Raw genomic sequence first — 25526 nt, forward strand, 5'->3', positions numbered from 1 at the left:
TGGGACGCGACCGGCTCGCGACCGGCCCGTCGCAGGCCGGCCCGGTCGCTTCGGCCGCGGGCTCAGCCCTCCGCGATCTGCCGGAGTTCGACGCCCACCGTCCACTCCTCGGGGTGGATCTCCAGGAAGCGCTTGGTCCACTCCAGCGCCTCCGCCTTGTCCTTGGCCTGGAGGAGGGCGTAGCCGCCGACGACCTCCTTGGTCTCGGTGAAGGGGCCGTCGGTGTAGCTCAGCTTGCCCCCGGACCAGGTGACACGGGTGCCCTCGGAGGTGCGGAGCAGTCCGGCGGTGTCCAGCATCACCCCGGCCTTGGTGATCTCCTCCATCAGTGCGCCCATCCGCTGCAGGAAGTCCTCCGGGAAGGGGGTGTCCTCGGGGAGGCTCTGCTCGTCGATGCGGACCAGGGAAAGGAAGCGCGGCATGGTGACTCCTCGGTCGGTGGGCGGGGGCTGTCCCCGCCTTTCACTCCTGTGTCGAACGGGAGGCGCCCGGATCGACAGCTCCCGGAAAACTTCTTCGGATTCTTTTCGGGGACGCCCGGCTGCTTCGCCGGATCACCCCGACCTACCCGCGAGTAGGATCGCGGGGCCGTCCCGCCGCGCCCCCTCTGAGAGGACACCCCCATGCCGCGCATACCCTCCTCACCCCTGCTGCTCGCCGGACTGCTGGCGACCGCGGGGGTGGCACACGCCGTCAGGCCCGAGCAGTTCGACAAGATCGTCCCGCGTTCGCTGCCCGGCACCCCGCGGCAGTGGACGTACGCGAGCGGCGCGGCGGAGCTCGCCCTCGCCGCTGGGGTCGCGCATCCGCGGACCCGTCGGATGGCCGCACTGGCCACGGCGGCGTTCTTCGTCGGCGTCTTCCCGGCCAACGTGAAGATGGCGGTCGACGCCCGCCGCGGCGCCCCCGCCGCACGGGCCGTGACCCTGGCCCGGCTGCCGCTCCAGGTACCGCTGGTCCTGTGGGCGCGCAAAGTCAGCCGGAGCGCCACGACCGGCTGACGTCCGCGCGCGCTCCCGCACCCGATCGGGCGCCCCTCGCGCATCCGGTCGCGCCGCCCGGGCAGAAGTGCCGCACAGAGCCCCCGGTCACACGTCGGCGGACCGGGGGCTCGCCGCCCCGCCGCTCCGGCCCGGCGTACGTCAGGGGCTGTCGCCCGACCAGTCCCAGCGCTGCGGGTCCGTCGCGCGGCGGCGGTAGTGGGCCCGGCCGCCCGCCCCGTAGCGGCCTATCTCCGTGGGCAGGCGGGCCTCCTCGGTCAGCTGCGGTCCGCTCCAGCCGGTGACGTCGAGGAGGAGGCCGTCGAGCGGGCCGCCCACGAGCTCGCCGTAGGCATGGCCGGGGCGCGGGCCGGGGTCGGGGTCGTCGTGGTCTGCGCCGTAGACCCGGCGCCGCAGCATCCTGTCGTCCATGCGTCCAGGCTGCCAGCCACCACTGACAACGCGCCGCCCCGTCCCGGGGATGATGGGGTGCGCGGGCCACCACACGCCGGACCGGACGGGACCCGCCGGGACACACGAGGAGCAGCACACATGGCACGTCGGGTACACCAGCCGCTGGAGGACCAGGAGTTCGATTTCATCCTGGGAATGTCCCCGGGGCCGGTTCTCGCCTACTTCACGGGCACCTGGCCCAAGGCCGTCGAGGCCTGCCGCGCCATGGACGTGCTCGTCGGCGAGCTGGCACAGGAGTACGGGGCGCGGTTGACCGCCGTACGGACCGACATCACCCGCTGCCCCGGCCCGACCAGGCGCTACGGCGTGACGGGCGCGCCCACCGTGGTCCTCGTCAAGGACGGGGAGGCCGTGGCGTCCCAGGCCGGACCGCTGACCCGCGAGGAGTTCCGGGCGTTCCTCGAAGCCCACCTGTGACCCCGCCGCACGGCCGCTGGGCCCTTCGGGCGACATGCGGCCGGTCTGGCCGAAAGTGGCATAGGTGAGATAGGTGCCTAGGGCATGTAATGGAGCCGGCAAGACGGACCATCGCTCGCGAGGTGCTGCATGTCAGAAACCGTTGCCTTTCCCCAGGACCGGACCTGTCCCTACCACCCCCCGGCGGCGTACGCGCCCTTGCGGGAGACCCGGCCGCTCTCCCGCGTCACCCTCTTCGACGGCCGCTCGGTCTGGGTGGTCACCGGGCACGCCGAGGCGCGCGCCCTGCTCTCCGACGGCCGGCTCTCCTCCGACCGCCAGAACGCGGCCTTCCCCGCCACCACCAAGCGCTTCAAGGGCCTGACGGCGCGCCGGACCGCGCTGCTCGGCGTCGACGACCCCGAACACAACACGCAGCGCCGCATGCTGATCCCCAGTTTCTCCGTCAAACGCATCGCCGCCCTGCGGCCGCAGATCCAGCAGACCGTGGACCGGCTGCTCGACGGGATGACCGCCCAGGGCCCGCCGGCGGAACTGGTCGGCTCCTTCGCCCTGCCCGTGCCCTCCATGGTGATCTGCGCCCTGCTGGGAGTCCCGTACGAGGACCACGAGTTCTTCGAGGCGAAGTCGAGGCAGCTGCTGCGCGGCCCCGAACTGTCCGACGTGGAGGAGGCCCGCCACAGCCTCGACGCCTATCTGCGGGACCTGATCGGGCGCAAGCGCACCGACCCGGGCGACGGGCTGCTGGACGAACTCATCGCGCAGCGCCTCGAAACCGGTCAGACCGATGTCGAGGAGCTGGTCGCCCTGGCCGTGATCCTGCTCATCGCGGGCCACGAGACCACGGCGAACATGATCTCGCTCGGCACCTTCACCCTGCTGCGCCATCCGGAGCAGCTGGCCGAGCTGCGCGCGGACCCTTCGCTGATGTCGGAGGCCGTGGAGGAGCTGATGCGGTTCCTGTCGATCGCCGACGGCATGCTGAGGGTGGCGACCGAGGAGATCGAGATCGGTGGCGTCACGATCGGCGCCGACGACGGGGTGGTGTTCTCCACGTCCGTCATCAACCGCGACGAGTCGGTCTTCGCCGATCCCGACTCGCTGGACTGGCACCGCCCGACCCGCCACCACCTGGCGTTCGGTTTCGGCATCCACCAGTGCCTCGGCCAGAACCTGGCCCGCGCCGAGATGGAGATCGCCCTCGGCTCCCTGTTCGCCCGGTTCCCCGGGCTGCGCTTGGCGGAGGAACCGGACCGGATCCCCTTCAAGCCCGGCGACACCATCCAGGGCATGCTCGAACTTCCCGTGGCATGGTGAGCGGCATGCGGATCTCCATCGACCGAGGCGTCTGCATCGGCGCCGGCCAGTGCGCGTTGACCGCGCCCGACGTGTTCACCCAGGACGACGACGGCTTCAGCGAACTGCTCCCGGGCCGCGAGGACGGCCACGGCAGCCCGCTGGTGCGGGAGGCCGCCCGGGCCTGTCCGGTCGCGGCGATCTCCGTGGAAGACGCCTGACGAACGGCGTGGGCCGCACCCGGGTGGTGGTTCCCGGGTGCGGCCCACGCTCGGAGCTACCCCCCGAGGACCGCCACGGCCTCGCGTTCGAGTCCGGCGCAGAGGTCGACGAGCCCCGCGCACGCCTCGAACAGCTCCCGGCGCTCCCCCGCGTCGGCTGCCGGGTCGGCCTCGCGGGCGAGGGCGGCGAGCTCCGACCAGTGGAGGCCCGATGCGCGCAAGAGACCGGCCGCCTCGGAACGGCCTACCAGGTCCAGGAAGTCGGCGTACAGCGGCCGGGTGGCACCGGGCGCCGTCCACTCCTCCTCCAGGGAGGCGTACAGCCGCCGGGTGGCGCCGCGGAACGTCTCGGGTGAGGCGCCGAACCGCTGCTCCCAGGCCGCGGCGGTGCTGGTGTCGCGCAGGTCCGCGGAGAGCCGGGCCATGCCGGAGAAGCCGAAGTTGACGTCGAACCGGTTGCCGAGGACCGGCCCGGTCAGGTGCGTGACGGTGGCGGCGACGGCCCCGTCCACGTCCGGGTCGGCCTCGGCCGGTCCGGTGGGTACGACCAGCTGGTGGCGGCCCGTGGGGTGGGCGCTCCAGGCCGCGCCGAACTCCTCGCGGTCGATCCGGTAGGGCGCCGCGGCGCCGTCCTCGATGAAGAGGTCGTCGCCCTCGTACCCCGCGATGACCACGGTGTACGCGTCGGCGCCCGGCATCGGGGCGACCGCCTCGTGCCAGGGCAGCGAGGAGCGGTCGACGACGCAGAAGACGGGGTGCCCCTCGTCGAGCGCGGCGCGGACCCGGCCCCAGCGCGGTTTGGTGCTGCGGGTGGCGTCGTAGGGGACGTGCAGTCGGCCGAGGGCGACCTGCACCCACGGCTCGGGGTGGGCCTGGGCGACGATCGTGGCGAGCGGCGGGCGCTCGGGGTACTCGAAGACGAAGTACATGAAGCCGATACCGCCCGCGAGCCCCGCGACCAGCGCCTCGTCGTGGGCGTTGCCCAGCGCGTGGCGGATCAGGGAGCTCTCGCGGTGGCGTCCGGTACCGAATTCTTCGTACAAGAGCACAGTCATGCGGTCAGCGTAGTCGCGCCGGAGGGCCGGTCCGTCCGCACGCGAAGCCGACGGCGCCGCTCGCTCCCGGCCGCCGCGGCCGAGCCGGCGGGCCCGCACCGGCGGCTGCTCCCGGCCCGGCCAGCCGCTGGAGTGCGGCGGCCGGCGCGGCGGGCGGCCCGTGAGCGGCGCGGGCCCCGCCGGAAGACTTGCGGCGGGGCCCACGGACAGCTCGGCTCGTGAAGCGGGTCAGAGGGTGACCACCCGCTCCGCCTGCGGACCCTTGGGGCCCTGGGTCACCTCGTACTCGACCTTCGCGCCCTCCGCCAGCTCCTTGAAGCCGGTGGTCTGGATCGCGGAGAAGTGCACGAACACGTCGGGACCACCGTCGTCCTGCTGGATGAACCCGAACCCCTTCTCCGAGTTGAACCACTTCACGATGCCAGTTGCCATGGGTACTGATCCTTCTCAACGTGCCTCTCGGGCCACACGCGCGGCCGTCTCGATAGTGCCCACCCGCCCCGCCCGCCACACCCCAGGCGCGGCCAACCGGGTTCGTTCGAACTTCTGCCCGGCTTGTCGGCGAAAGGAGTGAGCACGCTCCGTGGCGGTGGCTCCGCTCGCGCCCGGAGGCCGGGGCTACGGCTGGTAAAATGGGCGGGAAACTTGATGCGCGGGCCGCTGTCGCCCGGTGCGGACGTGTACGACGAGCCGGGGCCCGTACCGAGGGGTACGGGCCCCGGCTCGTTGCCGTCCCAGGGGCGCGCCGCGCCGCGCTCGCTCTCCTCACGGAAGGTTCTGCATGAAGAACCCGTCAGCTCACGGGCGTTTCGGCGTCAAGGCCGGAGCCAAGGCAGGCGGCAAGCCGGGGGCCAAGGGCGGCCCCGGCAAGGCCCCTCGGACCCTCGGGCCGCAGGGCGAGTTCGCCATGCCCAGGACCGTCACGCCCGCACTGGCGCCGGTGGCGTCGTTCGCGGAGCTCGGTCTGCCCGTCGAGCTGGTGGAGACGATGGCGGAGCAGGGGGTGCGCGAGCCGTTCCCGATCCAGGCCGCCACGCTGCCCAACTCCCTCGCCGGCCGTGACATCCTCGGCCGCGGCCGGACCGGTTCCGGCAAGACCCTCGCCTTCGGTCTGGCCCTGCTGGCCCGTACGGCGGGGCAGCAGGCGGATCCGAAGCGGCCGCTCGCCCTGGTCCTCGTACCGACCCGGGAGCTCGCGCAGCAGGTGACCGAGGCCCTGGACCCGTACGCGAAGGCCCTGGGCCTGCGGATGGCGACGGTCGTCGGAGGCCTGTCTATCGGCCGGCAGTCCGGCGCGCTGCGCACCGGCGCAGAGGTCGTGGTGGCCACCCCGGGGCGCCTCAGCGACCTCGTCGGGCGGCGTGACGTCCACCTGGAGCGGGTACGGATCACGGTCCTCGACGAGGCGGACCAGATGTGCGACCTGGGGTTCATGCCGCAGGTCACGGAGATCCTGGACCAGGTGCACCACGCCGGTCAGCGGATGCTGTTCTCCGCCACCTTGGACCGCAACGTGGACCAGCTGGTGCGCCGCTACCTCAAGGACCCGGTCTCCCACTCGGTGGACCCGCAGTCCGCCTCGGTGGGGACCATGGACCACCACGTCCTGCACATCCACGCGGCGGACAAGATCTCCGCCGCGACGGAGATCGCCGCGCGCGAGGGCCGGGTGCTGATGTTCCTGGACACCAAGCACGGCGTCGACCAGTTCGTGAAGCACCTGCGGGCCATGGGCGTGCGCGCGGAGGGCCTGCACAGCGGGAAGTCGCAGCCCCAGCGCACCCGGACCCTGGGGCAGTTCAAGGACGGCCTGGTCAACGTACTGGTCGCGACGAACGTCGCGGCCCGCGGCATCCACATCGACGACCTCGACCTCGTCGTCAACGTGGACCCCCCGGCCGACAGCAAGGACTACCTGCACCGCGGGGGCCGCACGGCCCGGGCCGGTGAGTCCGGCAAGGTCGTCACCCTCATCACCCCGAACCAGCGGCGCGACATCGTCCGGCTGATGGCCGACGCGAAGATCCGCCCCACCATCACCCAGGTCCGCTCCGGCGAGGCGGCGCTCAGCCGGATCACCGGCGCCAAGGCGCCGTCGGGCGTCCCCCTGTCCGGCTCGGCGCCGACGGACGCCAAGGGCAGGCCGAGCGGATCGGACCTCGGCTTCCGGGGCATCGGCACCCGCCCGGGGAGGCCCGGCAAGGGCAAGGAGTCCCGTAAGACCATCGAGGCCCGGCAGGCGGCCGAAGCCCGCCGCGCGGCGCGGGTGCGCAAGGCCAACTGACACCCGCGCGGCGCGGCCGGACTCAGCGGCGGCGGCGCCGCGCGGCCACGATCGCCCGGGTGATCACCGGCGGGAGCAGGTCCTTGGCCAGCTTGCGCCAGGCGGCCGGGGGCTTGCGGACGGCGGCGGGGGCCTGCGGGGCGACGGGCTTCGCCTCCTGTGCCGGGTGCAGCGGCTGCGGGGGCGCGAGGGGGATGACGCCTTCGTCGCCGATCCGCACGAGCGGCAGGCCGGCCACGATGTCGACGCCGTGCCACAGGTCGGTGCGGCCCTCCAGCCAGCTCAGCAGCGCCGTCTGGTGGGGCGCGGGGTCTCCCCAGGTGGCGTAGAGCTTCGAGGCCGAGACGGCGATGACCCGCAGCCCGTCCCCGACGACGGCGGCCCACACCGCTGCCGCCACGCCGGGGCAGTGCGCGGAGCGGTAGTCGTCGAAGACGACGACCGCGTCCGGGGCGGCCACCAGCCGGGAGGACTCGATGTCCTGGACGACGTGCTCGTAGAGGTGCGAGGCGTCGATGTGGATGAAGCGGCAGCTCTTTGCGCGCACCCGGTCGGCCACCACGGAGGTGGGGGCCTGGATGAGGGTGGGGAGCGCCTCGTGGAAGGCGAGGTAGTTCGTCTCGAAGCCGCGCCGGGTGAGGGTGGGGTACGAGTCGCGGACCTCGCTGAGGTTCTCGTCGTCCGGCGGGGGCGAGTCGAAGAGGTCGCAGACGGTGAACTCCTCGCCGGCCCGGAGGTATCCGGCCAGGAAGATCGCGCTCTTCCCCATGAACGCGCCGAGCTCCAGGAGATCGCCCGAGGAGGCGGCGTCACTGTTCTGCCGGGTCAGGAACCAGTCGAAGAGCACCTGGTCGTACGCCGAGAACCAACCCTTGACCTCGCTGTAGGCGTGCGGTGTGGGGGGAGCGGGCTCGGCCTCCGGGGTGGTGACGGGAGCCTGTGAAAGGTGCGACACGGAGAGTCATCCTCCAGCGGAATGGCATGGTCCAACGCTGATACCCGGCCAGGTGAGCCGACCTTAAGCCCCCGAACGCACGTGTGACGAGGCTTCGGTGAGAGAGCGTCCGCAATCCGTGCCACCGGCGCACCCATCCGTCCCTTTTGTCCTGGTATGACCGGTTCGCTCGACCGCTGCCCGGACGGTCCCCGCTCAGGCAGTGGTACGTCTGCGCAGCCGCCGGGCGGCTGCGTCGCGGACCCGGTGGGTGCGGGCGGCCGAGGCGAGCACGCCGAGCGCCTCGTACGAGTTCACCGTCTGGGCGGCGGTGCGCTGGCACCAGTCGGATGCGGCCGTGAGCTCCGCCGCGGACCACGGCTCGCCCGCGGCGATGGCTTTCAGCAGGGTCCACTCGCGCAGTCGCCGGGAAGGGAAGAGCCGCCCGTGGAGCGCCGGCTCCATGGCCCGGGCCCAGCCGGGGAAACGGCCGTCGGCCGGCAGCCGGACCGCGCGCCGGTCCAGGTGCGTGACGACGGCACTCTCGGCCATCACCGGGTCCGGGTCGCGCAGGACGACGGCGACCGCCTCGGCCTCGACCGCCTCGGCGAGGGCGACGGCTTCGCCGGCGGCGGCCGCCGCGAGCGCCGCGAGGTGGCGGGCGTAGCGCCACCGCTCGGGCGGCTGCTCCGGTCCGCTCCCCTGCGTCCGCCGTATCTCGTGCTCACTGCTCCCCATGCCCCCATTCCACACGACCCCTCCGGCCGCCGGCCGCCCAGGGGTGCGGGGGCGGGGGACGCGGCGAGTCCCGGGGGCGAGGCGGCGCGGGTTCCGGCAGGGCGCCGCGCCCGGGTCAGCGTTCGTAGTCTTCGTGGCCGCCGTAGCCCTGTTCGTCCTCGTGGCCGGGCCCGGGCAGCGGGGCCCCGGTCTCCAGCAGCGTCTTGAGACTGGAGGCGAGGAACGGCCAGGTCCGCGCGCACATGCCGATGAGGGTGCCGCCGGGCTCGAACCCCTCGTGGATGACGGTCAGTCGGGCGAGCGTGTCACCGACCGGTTCGATCTCGTACGTGACCTTCGTGCGCCTTTCGCGCGCCAGCTCGGCCCGCAGCTCCTCGCCGATGCCCACGGATGCGGCCCATTGCGGCGTGAAGGTGTGCCAGGTGTAGGACAGCCTGCGGTTCGGGACGCAGTCGAGCACCACCTGGGCGGGGTCACTGGTGCGGGCGCCGCGTTCGATCCAGTCCATCCGCGAGCCCACCGCCCAGTCGGTCTCGAAGCTCAGGCCCCAGTAGCGGCGGGTGAGGGCCGGCTCGGTCAGCGCCTGCCAGACGCGGTCGGGGTCGGCCTGGATGTAGAGGGTGTACGTGATCGCGCTGTCGCTCATGGCCTCCATGCTGCGGGACCACGGACCGCGGGGCCGGGATTGCGGCGGGGACGACACCGGGGCCGTCACCAGCGGGCGCCCTCGCGGGGCAGTTCGGTCGGCGGGATCCGGGGCGGCGCGGGGAGCGAGAGCTGCTGGCGGGCCGCGTGGACGGCCGCCAGCTCCTGACGGCCGGCCGGACCCCAGTCGCTGAGCTCGCGCACCTGTTCCGGGGTGGCCAGCAGCCTCGCGTACGCGGGGTCGCGGTGCGCGGAGACCGAGGTGAGGCGGGCCACGGTGCGGGCGTGGGCGCCCTGGCCGGCGTACCGGTAGCCGAGCGGGGCGGCCGCGGCGGTGGGTTCGGTGTTCGGGGGCGGCAGGTGCGCGGCGCCCGTGGCGCGGGCGATCAGCAGCAGGACCCGGCCGTCGGGGGCGAACAGCCATCCGGAGCGGTCCCGCACGGGCAGCCCGGCCGGCACCGGGCCGGGGTGCCAGGAGCCGCGCCCGGGCGTCCTGCGGGTCCGCAGCACGCCGAGCCGGTCGAGGGCGGTGGGGGTGACCGGCCGGCCGTCCTCCAGCAGCGCCGGACCGGCCCCGGCGATCCGGGCGCGCAGCGCGGACAGGGCCCGGCGGGCGTCGCCGGCGTCCATCAGGGCCGCCAGGTCGGCGGGCTCGACGAAGTCGATGCCGGTGATCTCCTGGGCCGGGAGGCGGACGGCCCCGATCCGGTCGGGGGTCCAGGTGCCGCCGTCGAAGACGTAGAGGATCTCCCCGGGGAAGCTCATCTCCGGTGGGAACCCGGGGGCGCCGGCGGGGATCCAGTCGACGGCGAGCCCGCGCGGGTAGTGGCCGTCGATCCCGAGCTCTTCGCGCATCTCCCGGGCGGCCGCGGCGGCCGGTGCCTCGCCCGCGTCGACGGCGCCGCCGGGCAGCAGCCGGTCGGGCCGGTAGTCGACCGTCTGGACGAGCACCCGGCCGTCGGTGTCCGTGACGAGGACGAGCGCCCCGGTCCAGAGCGCGGCGCGCGAGGCTCCGTACTCGGCGGGCGTCATCCAGGTGCCGGCCTGCGCGGCGGCCTGCCCGGTGGCCTGGCCGGCGACCTGCCCGGTGGCCTGGCCGGCGTCGTCGGTCAGCTGGGGCATGGGGACTCCGTTTCGCCGTTGGGGTGACCCGCCGGCTGTGCAACAGCGGCGACCGCTCGGCGGTTACGGCGCGCACCCGGATGCGGAATCCGGTCCGCCTTTTTGCTTCGCCGATACCTCCTTATTGCCTGATTATGTCGATCTTGCTAACTTCCGTGATGCGGACAGGCGGCCTGAAAACCGCCCGTCCGACCACGTGACCGGCCGTGGGGGGCGAAGCCGGTGTGAGGGGCGCCGACGGTGCGACGGCCGTCGGCGGTAGAACCGACGAGTGGCGATCCGGCTCAGGCCCCGACCCCGAGCGTCCGGCCCGTTGCCGCGTCGACCACCGTCCCGTTGCCCAAGGGTGAGCGGAGCGCGAGGCTCACCGGCTCCAGCCTGATGCCGGCCCTGCAGGCCTGACCGGGCTTCTCCCGTGTGCGCACCCACAGTCTCAGGGTGATCGTGGTGTCCGATTCGCTGCCTGTGAGCCGACCCGTCTGACAACCGCCTACCGCGACGGCGGTGGTGACGGTCCGTCCGTCATGCCCGAGGCGTACGGCGCGGATGAGGGGCTGGGGCTGCGCCCGAGGCGCCGCCGCGCAGGCGGCCAGGGGGAGCCCGCAGACGAGGAGGGCCGTCGGCAAGAGGGGTCGCTTCATGGCGCTCGGACGCGCGAGCGGGCCACCGGGGTTCCCTCCCGGCTGCAACTGCGCAGCCACTCCTGCCCGTTGACGTCGTTCACGCGTCACGGCGTCACACGACGACCACCGCCGGCCCACCCGCGATGCGCGGTCACCGCGCCACCCCGGACGGCCCCGCACACGACACCCGGATCCCTGGCGAAACGGACCCCGGCCGTGGGGCCGGAGCACCATCATGGGGCGATGACCAGACCCGGCCCCGGCCAGCGGCTCGCCCTCCACATACGAACCACCCTCGGCGACGGGCCGTTCCGCCCGGCCCGCGGGTGGACCCACATGGGCGCCGTGATCTGCGACGCCGGGTTCCACGCCCGCCGCCCGTACCGGTCGACCCTGTTGCCGCGGCTTCGCCGGCTGGAGGCGGCCTGGCCCGACGCCGCCACGGTCCGCGGCTTCCGTGCACGGCTCGCCACCGAAGACCTCGCGGTCGCCATGGATTTCCGAAGCCCCGGCAGGGTCGCCACGGCCCACGGCATCACCGCTCTGCCGGCTGCCGCCGGAGTCGACACCCGCGACGATCTGCACGCCTGGCTCGGCCACCGGGCCAACCGTGCGGCCCTGCGCACGGTGAAGGGCGTGGGGCCGAAGACGGTGGACTACATCGGCAACCTCGTCGGCCGGTCCCAGGTCGTGGTGGACGTGCACCTGAGGGCCTTCGCCGCGGACGCCGGTGTCCCCGACCTCGGTTACCGGCAGCTCCAGGCCGTGTACGAGGAGGCCGCCGCTCTTCTCGGGCACGCCCCCGGCGGACTCGAGCACGCCGTCTGGTGCTTCAAGGCGAGTGCGGCGAGGAAGGCGGCACCCGGCGACGAGGGACCCGCCGGTCAGGCGTCGGGGTCGTAGAGCGCCGTGAGTTCGGCGCCGATGCGGGCCAGCGTGCGGCGGAGCTCCGGGGGGTCCAGGACTTCGACCAGGGCGCCGAAGCCCGCGAGCTGGGCGGCCAGTGCGCGGTGGGCCGGACCGTCGATGCGGACCTCCGTCCAGCCGTCGTCCAGCGGCTCGCCGACAGTGACCCGGCCTCGGAGCACCCGTTGGAGGCGGGCCAGCGCCTCGGGGGCGACGCGGGCCCGGGCCGTGACCGCGAACATGCTGCCCTCGATCACCTCGGCCCGCTCCCGCCACACCGAGGCGAGGTCGAAGTCCGGGGGCCGGACCACCGGTTCGCCGGTCGGTTCCACCGAGGTGACGCGGCTGAGCCGGAACGTCCGCAGGCCCGACTCCGTACCGGCGACGAGGTAGTCGGCCCCCGCCTTGGCGACGAGCCCGAGGGGGTCCACCACCCGCACACCCGGGGGCTTCCCGACCCCCGCGTACCCCAGCAGGACCCGCTCCCCCTCCACCACCGCGCTCTGGAGCAGCGAGCGGTGGCCCGACTGCGACGTGGCGGCGTTGCGGGACCAGTCCGTGGCATCGGTGATTCCCGCGCGGGCGGCGGCCTCGGCTCCGGAGCGCAGCGCCGGCGGCAGCGCACGTACCAACTTGCGCAGGGTGGTGCGCAGTTCGGGCGTCGCGGCGAGCGGCCCGGTGAGCAGGAACAGCGCCCGGATCTCGGCGGCGGTCAGTCCGGTGAGGTTGGTGCGCGCGCCGCCGACCAGGGACCAGCCGCCGCCCCGGCCGCGCTGGGAGTACACGGGGATCCCGGACGCGGCCAGCGCCTCCAGGTCGCGGCGGGCGGTGCGCTCGGACACCTCCAGTTCGGCGGCGACCTCGCAGACGGTGACGCGGCCGCGCTCCTGGAGGAACAACAGGGTCGCCACCAGCCGGTCAGCCCTCATGCGCAGCCACCCACTTCCTCCGGAGGAACTCCGGTAAAACTGGCCATGAGGTGGCCACTTTAGCCGCAACGATGAACCCATGAACGAGAACACCGCACAGCTCGCGGCCCCGCAGCCCCTGCCCGTCCACGCCTTCGACCCGCGCCCCGACCTCTCGGCCGCCATCGCGCTCGCCGGCCGCACCCTCGCCGCCGTCCGCCCCGACCAGTACGACCTCCCCACCCCGTGCGCGGAGTTCGACGTCCGGCGGCTGTCGAGCCACCTCGTGGCCGTCCTGCGCCGGATCGCGGTGATCGGACGGGGCGAGGACCCGTTCAGCGTGCCGTCCTTCGCCGACGAACTGTCCGACGGCGCCTGGGCCGCTGCCTGGGCGCCGGCCACGGTGGAGGCGGAGGCCGTGTGGGCGGACGACTCGATCCTCACCCGGGAGCTGCGACTGCCGATCGGCCCCAAGCCGGGAGCGGTCGGCGCGGTCATCTACACCAACGAACTCACCGTCCACACCTGGGACCTGGCGCGGGCGACCGGACAGCAGCCCGTGTGGGACCCGGCCCTGGTGGAGCGGGTGCTGGAGGTCCTGCGCCGGTCCCTGCCGGCCGGCCGGCGCGGTGGCCCGGTGCCCTACGCGGAGGTCGTCGCGGTGGACGACGACGCTCCCGCCATCGACCGGCTCGTGGCGTGGACGGGCCGCCGGCCGTGAGCCGGCCGGCAGGACGGTCGGACGCCCGACGGCCCGTATGCGGGGCGGCGGGCGTCCGACGGCCCGTATGCGGGGCGGTCGGGCGTCGGACGGCCCGCCGGCCGGGATATCGGGTGGATCCGCCCGCGCCGCCTACCTAGAGTGACGGTGGAAGGCCCCGTCGGGCAGGAACCGAGCAGGAGCGGATCATGCGCACGCACTACCCCCGTACGGCGCACCTGCCCTGGTCCCCCGGGGCGACCCCGGACGACGTGCGCATGTCCGGGCCCATCGCTCTGGCCGGTCGGGAGGTGGTCGTCACGGAGAAGCTCGACGGGGAGAACACCACCCTCTACCGTGACGGGCTGCACGCACGCTCCCCGGATTCCGGGCACCACCCCTCCCGGGCCTGGGTGAAGGGCCTCCAGGGCCGCATCGGTCCGCAGATACCGGCGGGCCGGCGGGTGTGCGGCGAGAACCTCTACGCCCGGCACTCCCTCCCGTACGAGGACCTGGACGGCTGGTTCTACGGGTTCTCGGTGTGGGACGGCGACCACTGTCTGGACTGGGACCGGACGGTGCGCTTCCTGCGGCGCCTGGGCGTCCCCACCCCGCGCGTGCTGTGGCGGGGCGTCTACGACGAGCGCGCGCTGCGCAAGCTGCGGATCGACACCGCGCGTCAGGAGGGGTACGTCGTACGGACCGTCGCCGGTTTCCCGCGGACCGACTTCGGGCGGTACGTGGCCAAGTGGGTGCGCGCAGGGCACGTCCGGACCGACACGCACTGGATGTACGCGCCGGTGGTACCGAACGGGCTGGGGCCCGCCGCCCCGCTGTGGGCGGTCCGGTCGGGCTCCGAGCCGGACCCGGCGGCCCTGCTCGGCGCGCTCGGCATGGAGCCCGGCCCCGCGCCCGGGGCCGCAGAGGCCGTCGCCGACGTGGCCGCCCGGCTGGACGGGCTGGGGCGGACCGGGGAGAGCCGGCTGACCGGGGTGCTCGCCGCCGCACTGCACGGCGTGCCGCGCGCCCGGCTGGGTGCGCGGCTGGCGGCGGGGCCGCTCGGGATGCCGTCCGCCCGGCGGGTGGCGGACCTGGTCGGGCTGTACCCGGCCCTGCGCAGGCCGTTCCCCGACGCGGAGCGGCGGGCCGGGCTGGTCCGGCTGGCCTCGGCCGCCGACCTGGGCGTACTGCACGCGCTGGCGGGGGCGCTCGGGGATCCCCGGGACGGGGCGGGGCGCGAGTGCGTCGAGTGGTCCGCCCTGTACGCGCAGGAGGAAGGGCTGCTAGGACCGGACCCGCTGGGGCCGTTGCGGAGCGGGCTGCGCGAGGCGCTCGCCGGGCTGGGGCAGCGCGCCGCCGACCGGTGCTGGGCGCAGGCACGGGAGGCCTTCGGGCGGGCCAGGGTCCACACCGCCGAGGAGGCGGTCGCCGCGACCTGGCGGCTGCGCGACGGGGCGTTCCCGCACCTCGTGCAGTTGTGCGGGCCGTCGGGCAGCGGCAAGAGCACCTACGCCGGGCGGCTGGCCGGGGTGGAGACGTACATCAGTCTGGACGATCTGCGCACCGCCCGGGGTTCCCGCTCCGACCAGCGGGCCAACGCCGACGTGCTGCGCGAGGGCCTGGACCGGCTGGACACCGCCCTGGCGGCGGCCGCGCGCACCGGCCAGACCGTGGTGTGGGACGCCACCTCCCTGACGAAACAGCAGCGCGGGCTGGCCGGAGCGGTCGCGCGCCGCCGCGACGCGCTGGTCACGCACGCCGTTCTGTGGGTGGAGGAGGACGAACTGGTGCGGCGCAACGCCTCCCGGGCGCACCCCGTACCGGATGCGGTACTGGACTCGCAGCTGCGCCGGTTCGGCCCGCCGTACCCGGGCGAGGCGCACCTGACGTGGTACGTCGGCGGCGACGGCACGCTCGCGGACACGGCCGGGTCGATCGACGAGGCGGACGCGGAAGAGACCCCGGCGGTCGTCGGGACACCGGGCGGGGACTGCTGATGCGTACCAGCGAGGAGCTCTACCACCAGGTCCGCTGGGACCCCCGCTTCGACCCGGCGCGGTTCACACTCGGGCTGCTCCAGCGCGGGGCCGCGCCCAAGCGGGTTCCGCTGCCGTCCTTCGTGCCGGGCGGAGACATCCCCTGGCACCGGGTGCTGTTCGTGGAGGCGGACGGAGAGCTGGTGTGGGACCGGGCCACCGGAGTGGACCGGATCGACGTGACGCGGGCCGGGCGGGTGCGTGCCCCCCGGCTGCTGCGGGCACCGTTCTTCACCGCCCGTACCCCGCACGCCTGGGATCCGGCGGACGGCGGGGGCTGGCGGCCGGTGGAGGCGCCCGGCGCCGGGGCGGCGCCCGGTCCGGCCCGGGTGCGGCTGCTCACCTGGAACACCCTGTGGGACCGCTACGACGCCCCGCACATCTCGACCGCCCGGCGCAGGCCGCTGCTGCTGGCCGAGCTGGAGGCCGCCGACGCGGACGTGATCGCGCTCCAGGAAGTCGAACCCGCGCTGCTCGTCCCGCTGCTGGCGCTGCCGTGGGTCCGGGCCGGCTACGCCCTGGGCACCGACCCGGGCGGCCCCGACGTCGCGGAGAGCGGGTTGCTGGTGCTCAGCCGCCTGCCGGTGCGCGAGGCCGGGATGAACGTGCTGGGCCGCCACAAGGCGGTCACCGCCGTCACCGTCGATACGGCGGGCGGCCCGCTGGTGGTGGCCGCGACGCACCTGAGCAGCGACCACTCCGAGCGCGGTGCGGACCGGCGCGCGGGGGAACTCGCGCGGCTGGCCGAGGGGCTGGGCGGCGTCGAGGCCCAGCTGGCGCTGGTCGGCGACTTCAAAGACGGGCGGTCCGGGGCCGAGGGCCCGGCCGCCGCGCTGGGGTTGCGGGACGCGTGGAGCGAGGTACACGGGCCGGCGGACGACACCCCGACCTTCGACCCGGTGGCCAACCCGCTGGCCGCGGTCGGCTCGCTGTCGGGTCGGGCGGCGCGGCTGGACCGGATCCTGCTGCGGTCGGCGGACGCGCGGGTGCGGGAGGCCGCGCTGCGGGGCGATTCCCCCACCACCGACGGACTGTTCGTCTCCGACCACTACGGGGTGGGGGCCACGGTCGAATTCGGGGCCGACGGCGGGGGCGGCACCCTCGGCGTAGCGGCGACCGCGCGTACGGCGGTGGCGTGGCTGCCGCCGCCCGACCCGGCGGTGGACGCCCTGCGGCGGGAGCACGACCCCGGGGCCGACCGGTGGCCGCCGCACGTGAACCTGCTGTTCGGCTTCGTTCCGGAGTCCTCTTTCGAGGAGGCGCTGCCGCTGCTGGCGGAAGTCGCCGCCAAGACCGCGCCGTTCACCACCCGGCTGGCCGGGGTGCACAGCTTCGGGCACCGCGAGTACGCCACCCTGTGGCTGGACCCGGCGGCCGACGGTGACGCGGCGTGGCAGGAGCTGCGGCGGGCGCTGGCGGAGCGGTTCCCCGGTTGCCGCGGGCGGGGTGCGGACGCGCGGGGGTTCACCCCGCACCTGACGCTGGGGCGCAGCGGCGATCCGCAGCGGGCGGTCCGCGAGTTCGAGGTCCGGCTCGGGGGCGGGGGCCCGGCGGCGCGGGTCGGATCGCTCGCGGTGCTGTCCCGGCGCGGGGACGAGCCGATGCGGGTCAGGGCGACCGTGGAACTCGGGACGGGGTCGGTTCGCCTGCTCCCCGAGGGGACGCTTTCGCCGCGACCCGGCGGTGACGGGCCGACGGACGCGGACAGCGCCGGGCCCGAAGCCGTGGCGCTCGCCGAGGGACTCGAAGCCGGGGCGCTCGCCCCTGAGCCGGACACCGCGGGATCCGTCGCCGCCCGGGTCGGGGCGGCGCTCCCCGGCGCGGTGGTGCACCTGGCCGGGTCCCGGCGCATGGGCTGCGCGCTGCCGGGGGCTGACCTGGACCTGGTGGCGGCCCTGCCGGGCGAGGTGGACCCCGAGCGGCTGCGGGAGCGGATCGCGGCGGCGCTGCCGCATGCCCGGCGACTCCGGCTGGTCACGGGGGCGTGGGTGCCGGGCCTGCGGTTCCGGGTGGACGGGCTGGACGTGGACCTGGTGGCCGTCGCCACCGGGACGACGCCCCCGGCGCGGGCGGTGTCCCGGCGGGCCGCGTTGGGCGGGGCGGCGGCGGTGGCGCTGAGCGCGGTCAGCGACGCCGACGCGGTACGGGGCTTCGTGGGCGCGGCGTCCGGGGCGTTCGCGGGGCTGGCGCGCGAGGTGAAGGCCTGGGCCCGGTCCCGTGGCCTGGACAGCGCACCGTTCGGCGGTCTGCCGGGGCTGGCCTGGGCGGTACTGGCGGCGCGCACGGTCGCGGAGGCCGAGGACCTGGCCCCCGGGGCGCTGCTCAGGGAGTTCTTCGCCACCTGGGCCGCCTGGGACTGGCGCGTCCCGGTCGCCCTGGACACGCCGAACACCCTGGACGCGCCTGGCGTCCGGGACGCGGCCCCCGGCCCGGACGAGGGCTCCGACCCGGCCGTCACCGTACTCACGCCCTCCCACCCCGTCCGCAGTTGCACGGCCCAAGTGGGCCCCGGGACCCGGGACCTGCTGGTGCGGGAGCTGTACGCGGCGTGGGAGTCGCTGGACGCCGATCCGGGCCGCCGCTCCCCCGCCGCCCCCACGCCGCCCCACCGGCGGCACGCGGCATGGGCGGTGGTCACCGTACGCGGCGCGGGGCCCGGTCAGCTCGAGGAGAACCTGGGCCGGATGCGGGGCCGTCTGCGGGCCCTGCTCGGCGTCCTCGCGGACGCCGGGCTGCCCGACGTCCACGCCTGGCCCCGCCCGTTCGAGCGCGGCGACACCCTGGCCCGGTACGCGATCGGCCTCGGGACCGCCCCTCCGGACGCGGCCCGGCTGGCCTCGCTCACCGGCCCGTGGTCCTCGGGTCTGCCGGGCGTCGAGGTCACCTGGGCGGAGTGCGGAGCGGTCCCCTCGCTGGCCTGACCCGCGGGACGGGGACGCTCAGAGCTCGATGACGATCTTCCCGGCCGTGTGCCCGGCCTGGCTCAGCTCGAAGGCCGCCGCCAGCTCGGCCAGGGGGAAGGTCTCGGCGACCGGCACCGTCAGCAGCCCGCTGTCCGCGAGCCGGCCCAGTTCGGTGAGGTCGTCGGCGACCGGCCTGACCCACATCCACTGGCCGCCCGCGCCGAGCACCGTGTGGTCGGCGATCGACGCGTGGCGCCCGCCGTCCGCGAGGACCGCCCGCGTCACGTCCAGTACCCCGCCGACGAAGTCCGCGACGACGCTCACCCCGTCGGGGGCCAGCTCGCGGACGCGGTCGGCGAGGCCGTCCCCGTACGCGACGGGCTCGCATCCCAGTTCGCGCAGCCGGTCGTGGTTGCGCGGCGAGGCAGTGCCGATGACGCGGGCACCGAGCGAGCGGGCGATCTGCACGCCGAAGGAGCCGACGCCGCCCGACGCACCGTGCACGAGGACGGTGTCCTCCTTGCCCGTGCCCAGGCGGGTGAGGAGCTGGTACGCGGTGAGGCCGGCCAGCGGAAGCCCGGCGGCCTGCTTCCAGTCGAGCGAGGCGGGCTTCGCGGCCAGTGCCCGTACGGGGACGCTGACGAACTCGGCGAAGGTGCCGCCGTGCACGTAGTCCTTGCGGGCGTACGCCATGACCTCGTCCCCGACCGCGAACTCGGGGACGTCGATGCCGACGCGCTCGATGGTCCCGGCGACGTCCCAGCCCGGGACCACCGGGTACACGACGTCCATCAGCGCGTCGAGCCCACCCGCCATGATCTTCCAGTCGACCGGGTTGACCGAGGCGTACTTGACGCGGACGAGCACCTCGCCGGGCGCGACCTTGGGGACCGGCAGCCTGGTCTCGGCGAGCACCTCCGTACCGCCGTACGTCTCGTATGCCATGGCCCGCATCGTTTCCTCGGACATGTACCCGGCCTCTCCGTGAGCTGGTGGCTGGTGCGATCGCCTGCGTGCCGCCATCCCATCACGGACGGCCGCGCCCGCCCCGGCAAGCCGCGCCGCCCGCCCCCGACCGCCCAGGCCGCCCCGACCGCCCGGGACGCCCGGGACGGTCCCGCCCGGGCGGCACGCGCACCGGCACCACCGCGCCTCAGCCGAAGGCGGCCCGCGTCGCCGGGCCGTAGACGCCGGGCGGGTCGCCCTTGATGTCGCGGTCGCTCTGGAGCTGCGCGACACCGCGCCGGGTGCGCCCGTCGTAGACGCCGGTGACGGCGACGTACGTGAACCCCTGCGCGTACAGCCGCTGCTGGAGGACGCGCACCTCGGGGCCCTTGTCCCCCTGGCGCAGGGTCGCGGAGTCCTCGGCCGGGGTCGGCGGGACGACGCCGGACGGGCCGCCCCCGGGCGTGCTCCCCGGCCGGGAGCCGGGAGCCGACGGCGTGGCCCTGACCGGCGCCGGGGTGGAGGCCTTCGGCCGGTCCGGGGTGGCGGAAGGGGGTGCCGGGTCGGTGTCGGGGCTGCGTGCCGGGAGCACCGGCACGCTCAGGCCGGGCGGCGCCGAGGCTCGGCCGGGTCCGGGGTCGGGGCCGCCGGGCAGGAACACCAGGGCGCCGGCGACCGAGAGCCCGAGCAGGGCGAGGAGGGCGAGGAGGGCGGGCGCCCGACCGCCGCGCACGCGCCGGTCGGGCACGACGGACACCGCCGGGGCGGTCGAGGGCGCGGGAACCGGCGGCGCCGCGCCTTCGGGCCAGGTCGGGCCGTTGGCCGCGGAGGCCGGCGGGCCGGGGGCCGCGACGTAGGGGCGTACCAGCAGGCCGTCGTCAGGCATGGGCCCGCTTCCGGCTGGTGGCAAGGGGTACCGCCGTGCGGGCGGGCAGGGGCATGGGTGCGTCTTTCGAAGTACGGGTCGCGCCGTGGTGCTTGATCGGGGCGCACTCTTGCCGCCCGGGACGGGTCCGGTCAAGCCCGGTGTCCGATCCGCCCGTTCCCTCCGGTCGGGCCGGCGGGTTGCGAGCTCCGGCGCGCATCGTGTCACCCGGACGCGTGAGCGGCGCGTCTGGGCCGTCCGGGGTGCGGCATGGTGGGGGAATGCAGTTACGCCGGGCCGCCCTGCCCCTTTCCCTCCTCGCGCTCCTGGCAAGCGCCGGCTGCGTGTCGGTCGGGCCCGGTGAGCCCGCCGCGGGTCCCGCCCGGGGTTCGCTGCCGCCCGTCGACGCCCCGGACGCACCTCCCGTCCTTCCCCCGTCCGAGCCGCTGCCGCTGAGCCCGTTGCCCGACCCCGGCCCGGCCCCGGATGCGGCCCCCGACCCCGGGCCGGAGGCCGAGGGGCAGCCGAAGGGCAAGACCCGCGTGCACCCCGCCCGCAGGGGCGGCGAGCACGCCGCGAAGCCCGCCGCCCCCCGGCGGGTCCGCCCGCCCGACGCACCGCGCAGGACGGTCCCGCGCGGCCGGGGCGGCGAGGAGCTGTGCGCGGCCGCGGAGGGCGTCGTACCGCCGTCCGTCGTCGACCTGTGCGTGCGCCAGTACGACCGCTGACCGGCCCGGATTCCGGTCCGGGCGCTCGGGGCTTGACCCTCACACCGTGTCAGGCCCTGCAATGGAGGCGTCATGTTCACCATCGGAGACTTCGCGAAGTACGGCCGGGTGTCGGTCCGCATGCTGCGTCATTACGACGCCCTCGGACTGCTGCGTCCGGCACGTGTCGACCCCGCCAGCGGCTACCGCTTCTACGAGGCCGAGCAGCTCACCCGCCTCAACCGCGTCATCGCCCTCAAGGAGCTCGGCTTCACCCTCGAAGAGGTGGGGGCGATCCTCAACGAGCGGCCGGGCGTGGCGGAGCTGCGCGGGATGCTGCGGTTGCGGCGGGCGGAACTGGAGAGCGCCCTGGCCGCAGCAGCGGCGAGGCTGGCGGAGGTCGAGACGAGGCTCCGGACCATCGAGAGCGAGGGGACCATGCCCACCGACGAGATCGTCGTGAAGAGCCTGCCGCCCGTCCGGCTGGCGGAGGTGACCGGCGTCGCCGCCGGATACGCCCCGCAGGAGATCGGGCCGGTCATCGGTCCTTTGTACGAGGAGCTGTGCAGCCGCGTCGAGGCTGCGGGGGTGGTTCCGACGGGCCCGGGTCTGGCCTACTACGAGGACGCTCCGGACGCCGCGCCCGGATCCGTCCTGGTGCACGCCGGGCTCCCCGTCGCAGCGGCCGTCCACGCCCGGGACCTCGGGGGTGCGGTGAGGATCGTCGAGCTGCCCGGGGTCGAGCGGGCGGCGACCGTGGTGCACCGCGGGCCGATGGACGACGTGTTGCCCACGGTGCAGGCGCTGGCCCGGTGGATCGACGCCCACGGTCACCGCTCGGCCGGGTTCGCGCGCGAGCTGGGCCTTGCCTGCCCCGAGGACCGTGAGCAGTGGGTCACCGAACTCCAGGAGCCCCTGACCCCCTGACGGCCGTGGCCGGTGCACGCCGCGTGCGCCGTCCGCGGGCGGCGGCGCAGCGCCGGGCAGTGCCCTCGCGGGCGGTCCGCAGCCGGCGCATGGCGGTGTGCCCGCGTCGCCGCCACTCGGCGCCGGGCAGCCCGGCGCGCCGGCCGCCCCCGGCGATCAGGGCGTTGACGGGGGCGTGCGGGTCGGCGGACATCCCCTTGGCGACCAGGACCCCGACCACCAGCGGGACCAGTGCCACGGCCAGCGCCGAACCGGCGGTGGCGACCTGCTGCATGCGCGGGTGGTGCGGGCCGCGCGCGGCTTCGTTCTTCATGCCGCCATTCGACCAGCGGGGGCCCGGCGGGGAATCGGTGCGGATACTCATGCCGTTGGACGTGGCGTACTCAGACGGGGTGGTGTGCGTGGCGGAGGAACCGGGCGGGCAGGGCTTCGAGGCGGCGACCGGGGACGGCCCGGCCCCGCCGGCGGGCCCCGGGCGGGCGGCCGAGGTCCGGACGGCGTACGAGGGGCTGATGCAGATCCGGCGTCTGGTGAACGGCCCGCGGGGTGCCGGGGTTCCCGCCCCGTGGGAGCTGCGCCGGATGCCGCGCGCAGTGGCCCTCGTACTGGAGGCCTCGGGCGTCGCGCCGTCGGCGGTGGCCCCGGACGGGCGGCGCACGCGGAGCGGTTACCGGGTGGCGCCCGCGCCGGAACCCGGGCGGGTGCACGTGTCCTGGCTCGGCCCGCCGGGCGGTGGCGCGGCGGACGAGGAGCAGGAGCGGCTGTCGGAGTGCGGGCGGGTGCTGGAGCGGCACGGGTGGGAATGCCTGCTGTACCGCGGCCCCCGCCGCCGCCGTTTCCTGGAGGTCGAACCGCCCCGCTGAGGGCCGCCCCCGGGGCGGTACCGTCCGGGGCGGTACCGCCCCCCGCTCAGCGGCGGGTCACGGCGCGCCGAAGGTCAGCGTCAGCCGGGGCGTGCCTTCGTCGGCCGCGGCTTCGGAGGACCAGAGCCACAGGGCGTCGGTTCCGGTGCTGGTCAGTGCCAGGCCATAGGCGGTGCCCAGGGCGGACGCCACCGTGGCCGTGTCCAGCCCGGCAGTGTGGACGGCCGAGCCGTCCGGGACGCCCGGGAAGCCGCCGAGCGCCGGGGCTCCCAGGCCCGGGCGGTTGTCGTACGTCGTTGCGCCCTCGGTCCACGCCCCGGTGACCGGGACCACCGAGACGGTGTCCGTGGTGCCCGCGCCGCTCATGGTGCTGGTCTTCACGCTGAGCGTCGCCGACTTGAGCACCGTCCCGGCCGGCGCGGCGGGCAGGTTGAAGCGCAGGTAGCTCGCGTAGAGCGGGGTCCCGCGGACGGCGAGGGAGCCCGAGGCCCCGTAGTTGGTGCCGGGGGCGCCGGCGTTGGCGTAGGTGTCCTCGGCCGCCGTGAGCTGGACGACCGAGTCGGCGGGTGCGGTGGCGAGGGCGTAGTGGTGCTGGACCTGCGCCGCGCTCAGCACGCTCGGGTAGACGGCCGTCTCGTCGAGCAGTCCCGCCCAGTAGTCGCTGGTCGGGCGGTCGGGCCAGGCGTTGAGGTTGTCGCCGCCCGCGTGCCAGTAGCCGGTGAAGTCCTCGTGCGTGGTGACGTTGAGGGTGCCCTTCTGGGCGCCGTCCACGTACAGGGTCATGCCGCCGGGGCCCTGGGTGGCGACGACGTGGTGCCACTTGTCGTCGTTGTACCGCTCGGCGTTGCCGGTGGTGAGGGTGCGGGTCGCTCCTGTGTAGACGCCGTAGACCAGCCGGCCGTCATTGGTCATGTAGATGTGCTTGTCGTACCGACTGCTGCCGCGGTCCTGGTTGTTGCCGAAACCGACGAGCTTGCCGCCCCGGGTGGTGTTCGTCTTGAACCAGGTCTCGATGGAGTAGCTGCTGCCCACGGTCTGCCGCTTGTCGCCGTACACCTGGGTGTTGGTGCCGTTGAAGCCGATCGCGGTGCTCGCGCCGTTGACCGCACCGGGCGACTGGCGCAGTGCCGGTCCGTTCAGGTGGACGCCGCTCTCGTTGCCCGCCACCGAGGAGTCGGCGACGAACGGCAGGGCCGACTCGTCGTAGCGCCAGAATTGCTGGGCGCCGTCGGTACGGACGGCGTTCGGGTACGCGTCGACCGAGGTGGGCACGGTGACGGACGCGGTCCCGGACAGGGCGCTGGTGTTGCCGGCCGCGTCGGTGGCCGTCACCCGGTACGTGTAGGACTGTCCGGCGAGGACGGTGGTGTCCGTCCAGGAGGCCTGCGGTCGCTTGAAGAACAGCGAGTCCGCGGTGACCGTGCCGATCGCGGTCGCGGAGCCGTTGCGGTAGATCCGGTAGGTGAGCGCGCTGTCGTCCAGGTCGAGGCTGGTGCGCCAGCGCACCTGCACCTCGACCGGCTTGAAGCTGACGGCGCTCGCGACGGGCACGGTCGGCGCCCCGGTGTCGCCGGTCGAGGCGAAGCGGGTCAGGCTCTGCTGGGCCGCCCCGTTGACGGTGGTGAATTCGCCGCCGACCCACAGGTAGGGGACCCCGGCCTTGGAGCCCACCGTCATCACGCGCGGGCCGATGCCCTCGCCGATGCCGTCGTTGGTGTCGGGTGCCCAGCCCAGCTTGCCGACGCTGGTGGTCGGCTGGGCCAGGAGGTGGTGGCGCCGGCCGTCGGGGTACTCGCCGACACTGGAGCAGTCGTGCGCGTGCGAGGCGCTGTAGAGCACGTTCTGGTAGGGCAGCACGGCCTGGGTGGCGCCGAGGCAGGTGTCGCGCCAGCGCTGGTTGAAGTCGCCGAGGTCGAGCGCGATGCGGCCGTCGAAGACGCCGCCGCCCGTGCCCTCGTTGCCCGTGTAGAAGCCGGTCGCGTCGGTGGCGATGTCCTTGACCACCGAGTTGGTCTCGATGAAGCCCGGGTAGGCCTTGGTGAGGGCGCCGCTCGTCGCGTTGACGACGGCCAGGGCATGGGTGTTCGTGCCGTTGACGGTGAAGAAGTCACCGCCGAGTACGACGTTGTTCCCGTCCGGTGTGACTTCGAGGGCACGGCCCGGCTCGTCGGCGTCGGCGGTGAAGGGCTTGAGTGCGCCGTCGCTCGCGCCGACCGCGGCGAAGCGCCTGCGGGGCTGGCCGGAGACGGTCAGGAAGTCGCCGCCGGCGTAGACGGTGTCGCCCGTGGCGGCGAGGGCCCGGACGGTCGCCGCGAAGGCCGGCCGGAAGGAGGTCTTCACCGTGCAGCTGGCCACGTCGATGGCGGCGATGCTGGAGACGGGCGTGCCGTTGACGGCTCCGAAGTAGCCCCCCGCGTAGAGGGTCTTCTTGTCGGGTGAGAGCGTGAGCGCGCGTACGGTGGCGGTGCCCCCGCCGACGGTGAAGTCCAGGGAGCAGGAGGTGGGGGCGCCGGTCGCGGCGTCGAGCGCCGCGAAGTTCACGGCGGGCCGCTCGCTGCCGCCGCCGTCCGCCGGAGGGCGTACGGCCGAGAAGGTGCCGCCGACGAAGACCGTGACCCCGGCCTCGGCGAGGGCCCACACGACGCCGTTGGGCTGCCAGGTGGGCAGCGCGTCGGCAGTGAAGGCGACGGGCGGGGTGATGGCCGCCGCCTGCGGGGCGAGGCCGAGGCCGATGGCGGTGGCGGTGCCCGCCAGGGACAGGGCGAGAGCGGTGGCCGTCCCTCTGGATCTACGCATGAACCCCCCAGTTCGGTGTGCGTTGCCCCGCACGGGCGCCGCGCGGGACACGGCCGTACGGCCGGCGGCCCGGGAAGCGGTCCGATGGTCGTACGTACGGGCGCACACCCTAGGGCGAATCGGTCCGCCGGGCACGGCACTTGACCCATCGGATGCCGAACCGGACCCCGGGGGCGGCGGT

Annotated in this window: 25 protein-coding genes; 12 read left to right on the plus strand and 13 right to left on the minus strand. The window is 74.8% G+C overall.

Annotated elements, in window-relative coordinates; all coding sequences use genetic code 11:
• Positions 1 to 62 precede the first annotated feature (62 nt).
• Positions 63 to 422: a YciI family protein gene (locus OHA81_RS04250; RefSeq protein ID WP_329192893.1), complete on the minus strand. Its 360-nt coding sequence runs from the start codon at positions 420 to 422 to the stop codon at positions 63 to 65.
• A gap of 201 nt (positions 423 to 623) precedes the next feature.
• Here OHA81_RS04250 and OHA81_RS04255 point away from each other — a divergent pair, with 201 nt between their 5' ends.
• A complete protein-coding gene (locus OHA81_RS04255) occupies positions 624 to 1001 on the plus strand; it encodes a DoxX family protein (protein ID WP_329192895.1) in 378 nt (125 codons plus the stop codon).
• A 141-nt stretch (positions 1002 to 1142) separates the two neighbouring features.
• Here the strand turns inward: OHA81_RS04255 and OHA81_RS04260 are convergent, their stop codons facing one another.
• Complete coding sequence (locus OHA81_RS04260) at positions 1143 to 1412, minus strand: hypothetical protein (protein WP_329192897.1); 270 nt, start codon at positions 1410 to 1412, stop codon at positions 1143 to 1145.
• Between the two features lie 120 nt (positions 1413 to 1532).
• Here OHA81_RS04260 and OHA81_RS04265 point away from each other — a divergent pair, with 120 nt between their 5' ends.
• The 3 genes from OHA81_RS04265 (at position 1533) to OHA81_RS04275 (ending at position 3388) form a co-directional block, all read left to right on the plus strand.
• Positions 1533 to 1871 (plus strand): thioredoxin family protein, encoded by a 339-nt coding sequence (locus OHA81_RS04265; protein ID WP_329192900.1) that lies wholly within the window; start codon positions 1533 to 1535, stop codon positions 1869 to 1871.
• Positions 1872 to 2000: 129 nt separating this feature from the next.
• Positions 2001 to 3188: a cytochrome P450 gene (locus tag OHA81_RS04270; RefSeq protein ID WP_329192903.1), complete on the plus strand. Its 1188-nt coding sequence runs from the start codon at positions 2001 to 2003 to the stop codon at positions 3186 to 3188.
• 5 nt (positions 3189 to 3193) lie between these two features.
• Positions 3194 to 3388 (plus strand): ferredoxin, encoded by a 195-nt coding sequence (locus OHA81_RS04275; protein ID WP_329192905.1) that lies wholly within the window; start codon positions 3194 to 3196, stop codon positions 3386 to 3388.
• Positions 3389 to 3444: 56 nt separating this feature from the next.
• On the opposite strand, the gene OHA81_RS04280 is transcribed toward OHA81_RS04275, so the two are convergent.
• Both OHA81_RS04280 and OHA81_RS04285 read right to left on the minus strand, forming a co-directional pair.
• Complete coding sequence (locus OHA81_RS04280) at positions 3445 to 4443, minus strand: BtrH N-terminal domain-containing protein (RefSeq protein WP_329192907.1); 999 nt, start codon at positions 4441 to 4443, stop codon at positions 3445 to 3447.
• 228 nt (positions 4444 to 4671) lie between these two features.
• Positions 4672 to 4875: a cold-shock protein gene (locus OHA81_RS04285; RefSeq protein ID WP_329192909.1), complete on the minus strand. Its 204-nt coding sequence runs from the start codon at positions 4873 to 4875 to the stop codon at positions 4672 to 4674.
• Positions 4876 to 5224: 349 nt separating this feature from the next.
• Between OHA81_RS04285 and OHA81_RS04290 the strand changes: the two genes are divergently transcribed.
• The gene (locus OHA81_RS04290; protein ID WP_443056434.1) at positions 5225 to 6727 is read left to right on the plus strand and encodes a DEAD/DEAH box helicase; all 1503 of its coding nucleotides are present in this window, start codon (positions 5225 to 5227) and stop codon (positions 6725 to 6727) included.
• A gap of 22 nt (positions 6728 to 6749) precedes the next feature.
• Here OHA81_RS04290 and OHA81_RS04295 read toward each other — a convergent pair whose 3' ends face one another.
• From OHA81_RS04295 to OHA81_RS04310, 4 genes are all read right to left on the minus strand, one after another.
• Entirely contained in the window at positions 6750 to 7682 is a 933-nt protein-coding gene (locus OHA81_RS04295; protein WP_329192910.1) for a class I SAM-dependent methyltransferase, read from the minus strand.
• A 195-nt stretch (positions 7683 to 7877) separates the two neighbouring features.
• Positions 7878 to 8399 carry a hypothetical protein gene (locus tag OHA81_RS04300; RefSeq protein WP_329192911.1) on the minus strand — a complete coding sequence of 174 codons (522 nt, stop codon included), beginning with the start codon at positions 8397 to 8399 and terminating at the stop codon, positions 7878 to 7880.
• Positions 8400 to 8514: 115 nt separating this feature from the next.
• Positions 8515 to 9045, minus strand: coding sequence for an SRPBCC family protein (locus tag OHA81_RS04305; protein ID WP_329192913.1), 531 nt, complete (start codon positions 9043 to 9045; stop codon positions 8515 to 8517).
• 65 nt (positions 9046 to 9110) lie between these two features.
• Positions 9111 to 10166 carry an NUDIX domain-containing protein gene (locus OHA81_RS04310; RefSeq protein WP_329192914.1) on the minus strand — a complete coding sequence of 352 codons (1056 nt, stop codon included), beginning with the start codon at positions 10164 to 10166 and terminating at the stop codon, positions 9111 to 9113.
• A gap of 866 nt (positions 10167 to 11032) precedes the next feature.
• Between OHA81_RS04310 and OHA81_RS04315 the strand changes: the two genes are divergently transcribed.
• Entirely contained in the window at positions 11033 to 11692 is a 660-nt protein-coding gene (locus OHA81_RS04315; protein ID WP_329192915.1) for a hypothetical protein, read from the plus strand.
• Here OHA81_RS04315 and OHA81_RS04320 read toward each other — a convergent pair.
• Complete coding sequence (locus OHA81_RS04320) at positions 11674 to 12624, minus strand: helix-turn-helix transcriptional regulator (protein ID WP_329192917.1); 951 nt, start codon at positions 12622 to 12624, stop codon at positions 11674 to 11676. The two genes, OHA81_RS04315 and OHA81_RS04320, sit on opposite strands and share 19 nt — an antisense overlap.
• A gap of 79 nt (positions 12625 to 12703) precedes the next feature.
• Between OHA81_RS04320 and OHA81_RS04325 the strand changes: the two genes are divergently transcribed.
• From OHA81_RS04325 to OHA81_RS04335, 3 genes are all read left to right on the plus strand, one after another.
• Positions 12704 to 13324, plus strand: a complete 621-nt coding sequence (locus OHA81_RS04325) for a TIGR03086 family metal-binding protein (protein ID WP_329192919.1) — start codon at positions 12704 to 12706, stop codon at positions 13322 to 13324.
• A gap of 188 nt (positions 13325 to 13512) precedes the next feature.
• Positions 13513 to 15300 (plus strand): RNA ligase family protein, encoded by a 1788-nt coding sequence (locus OHA81_RS04330; RefSeq protein WP_329192921.1) that lies wholly within the window; start codon positions 13513 to 13515, stop codon positions 15298 to 15300.
• Positions 15300 to 18260: a poly(A) polymerase gene (locus tag OHA81_RS04335; protein ID WP_329192923.1), complete on the plus strand. Its 2961-nt coding sequence runs from the start codon at positions 15300 to 15302 to the stop codon at positions 18258 to 18260. The genes OHA81_RS04330 and OHA81_RS04335 overlap by 1 nt, the downstream gene beginning before the upstream one ends.
• An 18-nt stretch (positions 18261 to 18278) precedes the next feature.
• On the opposite strand, the gene OHA81_RS04340 is transcribed toward OHA81_RS04335, so the two are convergent.
• Positions 18279 to 19196: an NADP-dependent oxidoreductase gene (locus tag OHA81_RS04340; protein ID WP_329201981.1), complete on the minus strand. Its 918-nt coding sequence runs from the start codon at positions 19194 to 19196 to the stop codon at positions 18279 to 18281.
• 199 nt (positions 19197 to 19395) lie between these two features.
• Positions 19396 to 20073 (minus strand): peptidoglycan-binding protein, encoded by a 678-nt coding sequence (locus OHA81_RS04345; RefSeq protein ID WP_329192925.1) that lies wholly within the window; start codon positions 20071 to 20073, stop codon positions 19396 to 19398.
• A 260-nt stretch (positions 20074 to 20333) separates the two neighbouring features.
• Here OHA81_RS04345 and OHA81_RS04350 point away from each other — a divergent pair, with 260 nt between their 5' ends.
• Positions 20334 to 20780: a hypothetical protein gene (locus OHA81_RS04350; protein WP_329192926.1), complete on the plus strand. Its 447-nt coding sequence runs from the start codon at positions 20334 to 20336 to the stop codon at positions 20778 to 20780.
• Between the two features lie 72 nt (positions 20781 to 20852).
• Complete coding sequence (locus OHA81_RS04355) at positions 20853 to 21686, plus strand: MerR family transcriptional regulator (protein WP_329192928.1); 834 nt, start codon at positions 20853 to 20855, stop codon at positions 21684 to 21686.
• Here OHA81_RS04355 and OHA81_RS04360 read toward each other — a convergent pair.
• Positions 21655 to 21999 carry a hypothetical protein gene (locus OHA81_RS04360; RefSeq protein ID WP_329192930.1) on the minus strand — a complete coding sequence of 115 codons (345 nt, stop codon included), beginning with the start codon at positions 21997 to 21999 and terminating at the stop codon, positions 21655 to 21657. The genes OHA81_RS04355 and OHA81_RS04360 overlap by 32 nt on opposite strands.
• A 61-nt stretch (positions 22000 to 22060) precedes the next feature.
• Between OHA81_RS04360 and OHA81_RS04365 the strand changes: the two genes are divergently transcribed.
• Positions 22061 to 22549, plus strand: a complete 489-nt coding sequence (locus OHA81_RS04365) for a hypothetical protein (protein WP_329192932.1) — start codon at positions 22061 to 22063, stop codon at positions 22547 to 22549.
• Between the two features lie 57 nt (positions 22550 to 22606).
• Here OHA81_RS04365 and OHA81_RS04370 read toward each other — a convergent pair whose 3' ends face one another.
• Positions 22607 to 25345 carry a DNRLRE domain-containing protein gene (locus tag OHA81_RS04370; RefSeq protein ID WP_329192934.1) on the minus strand — a complete coding sequence of 913 codons (2739 nt, stop codon included), beginning with the start codon at positions 25343 to 25345 and terminating at the stop codon, positions 22607 to 22609.
• Positions 25346 to 25526: the final 181 nt, after the last annotated feature.

The sequence above is a fragment of the Streptomyces sp. NBC_00667 genome, from assembly GCF_036226825.1.
Classification (GTDB): Bacteria; Actinomycetota; Actinomycetes; order Streptomycetales; family Streptomycetaceae; genus Streptomyces.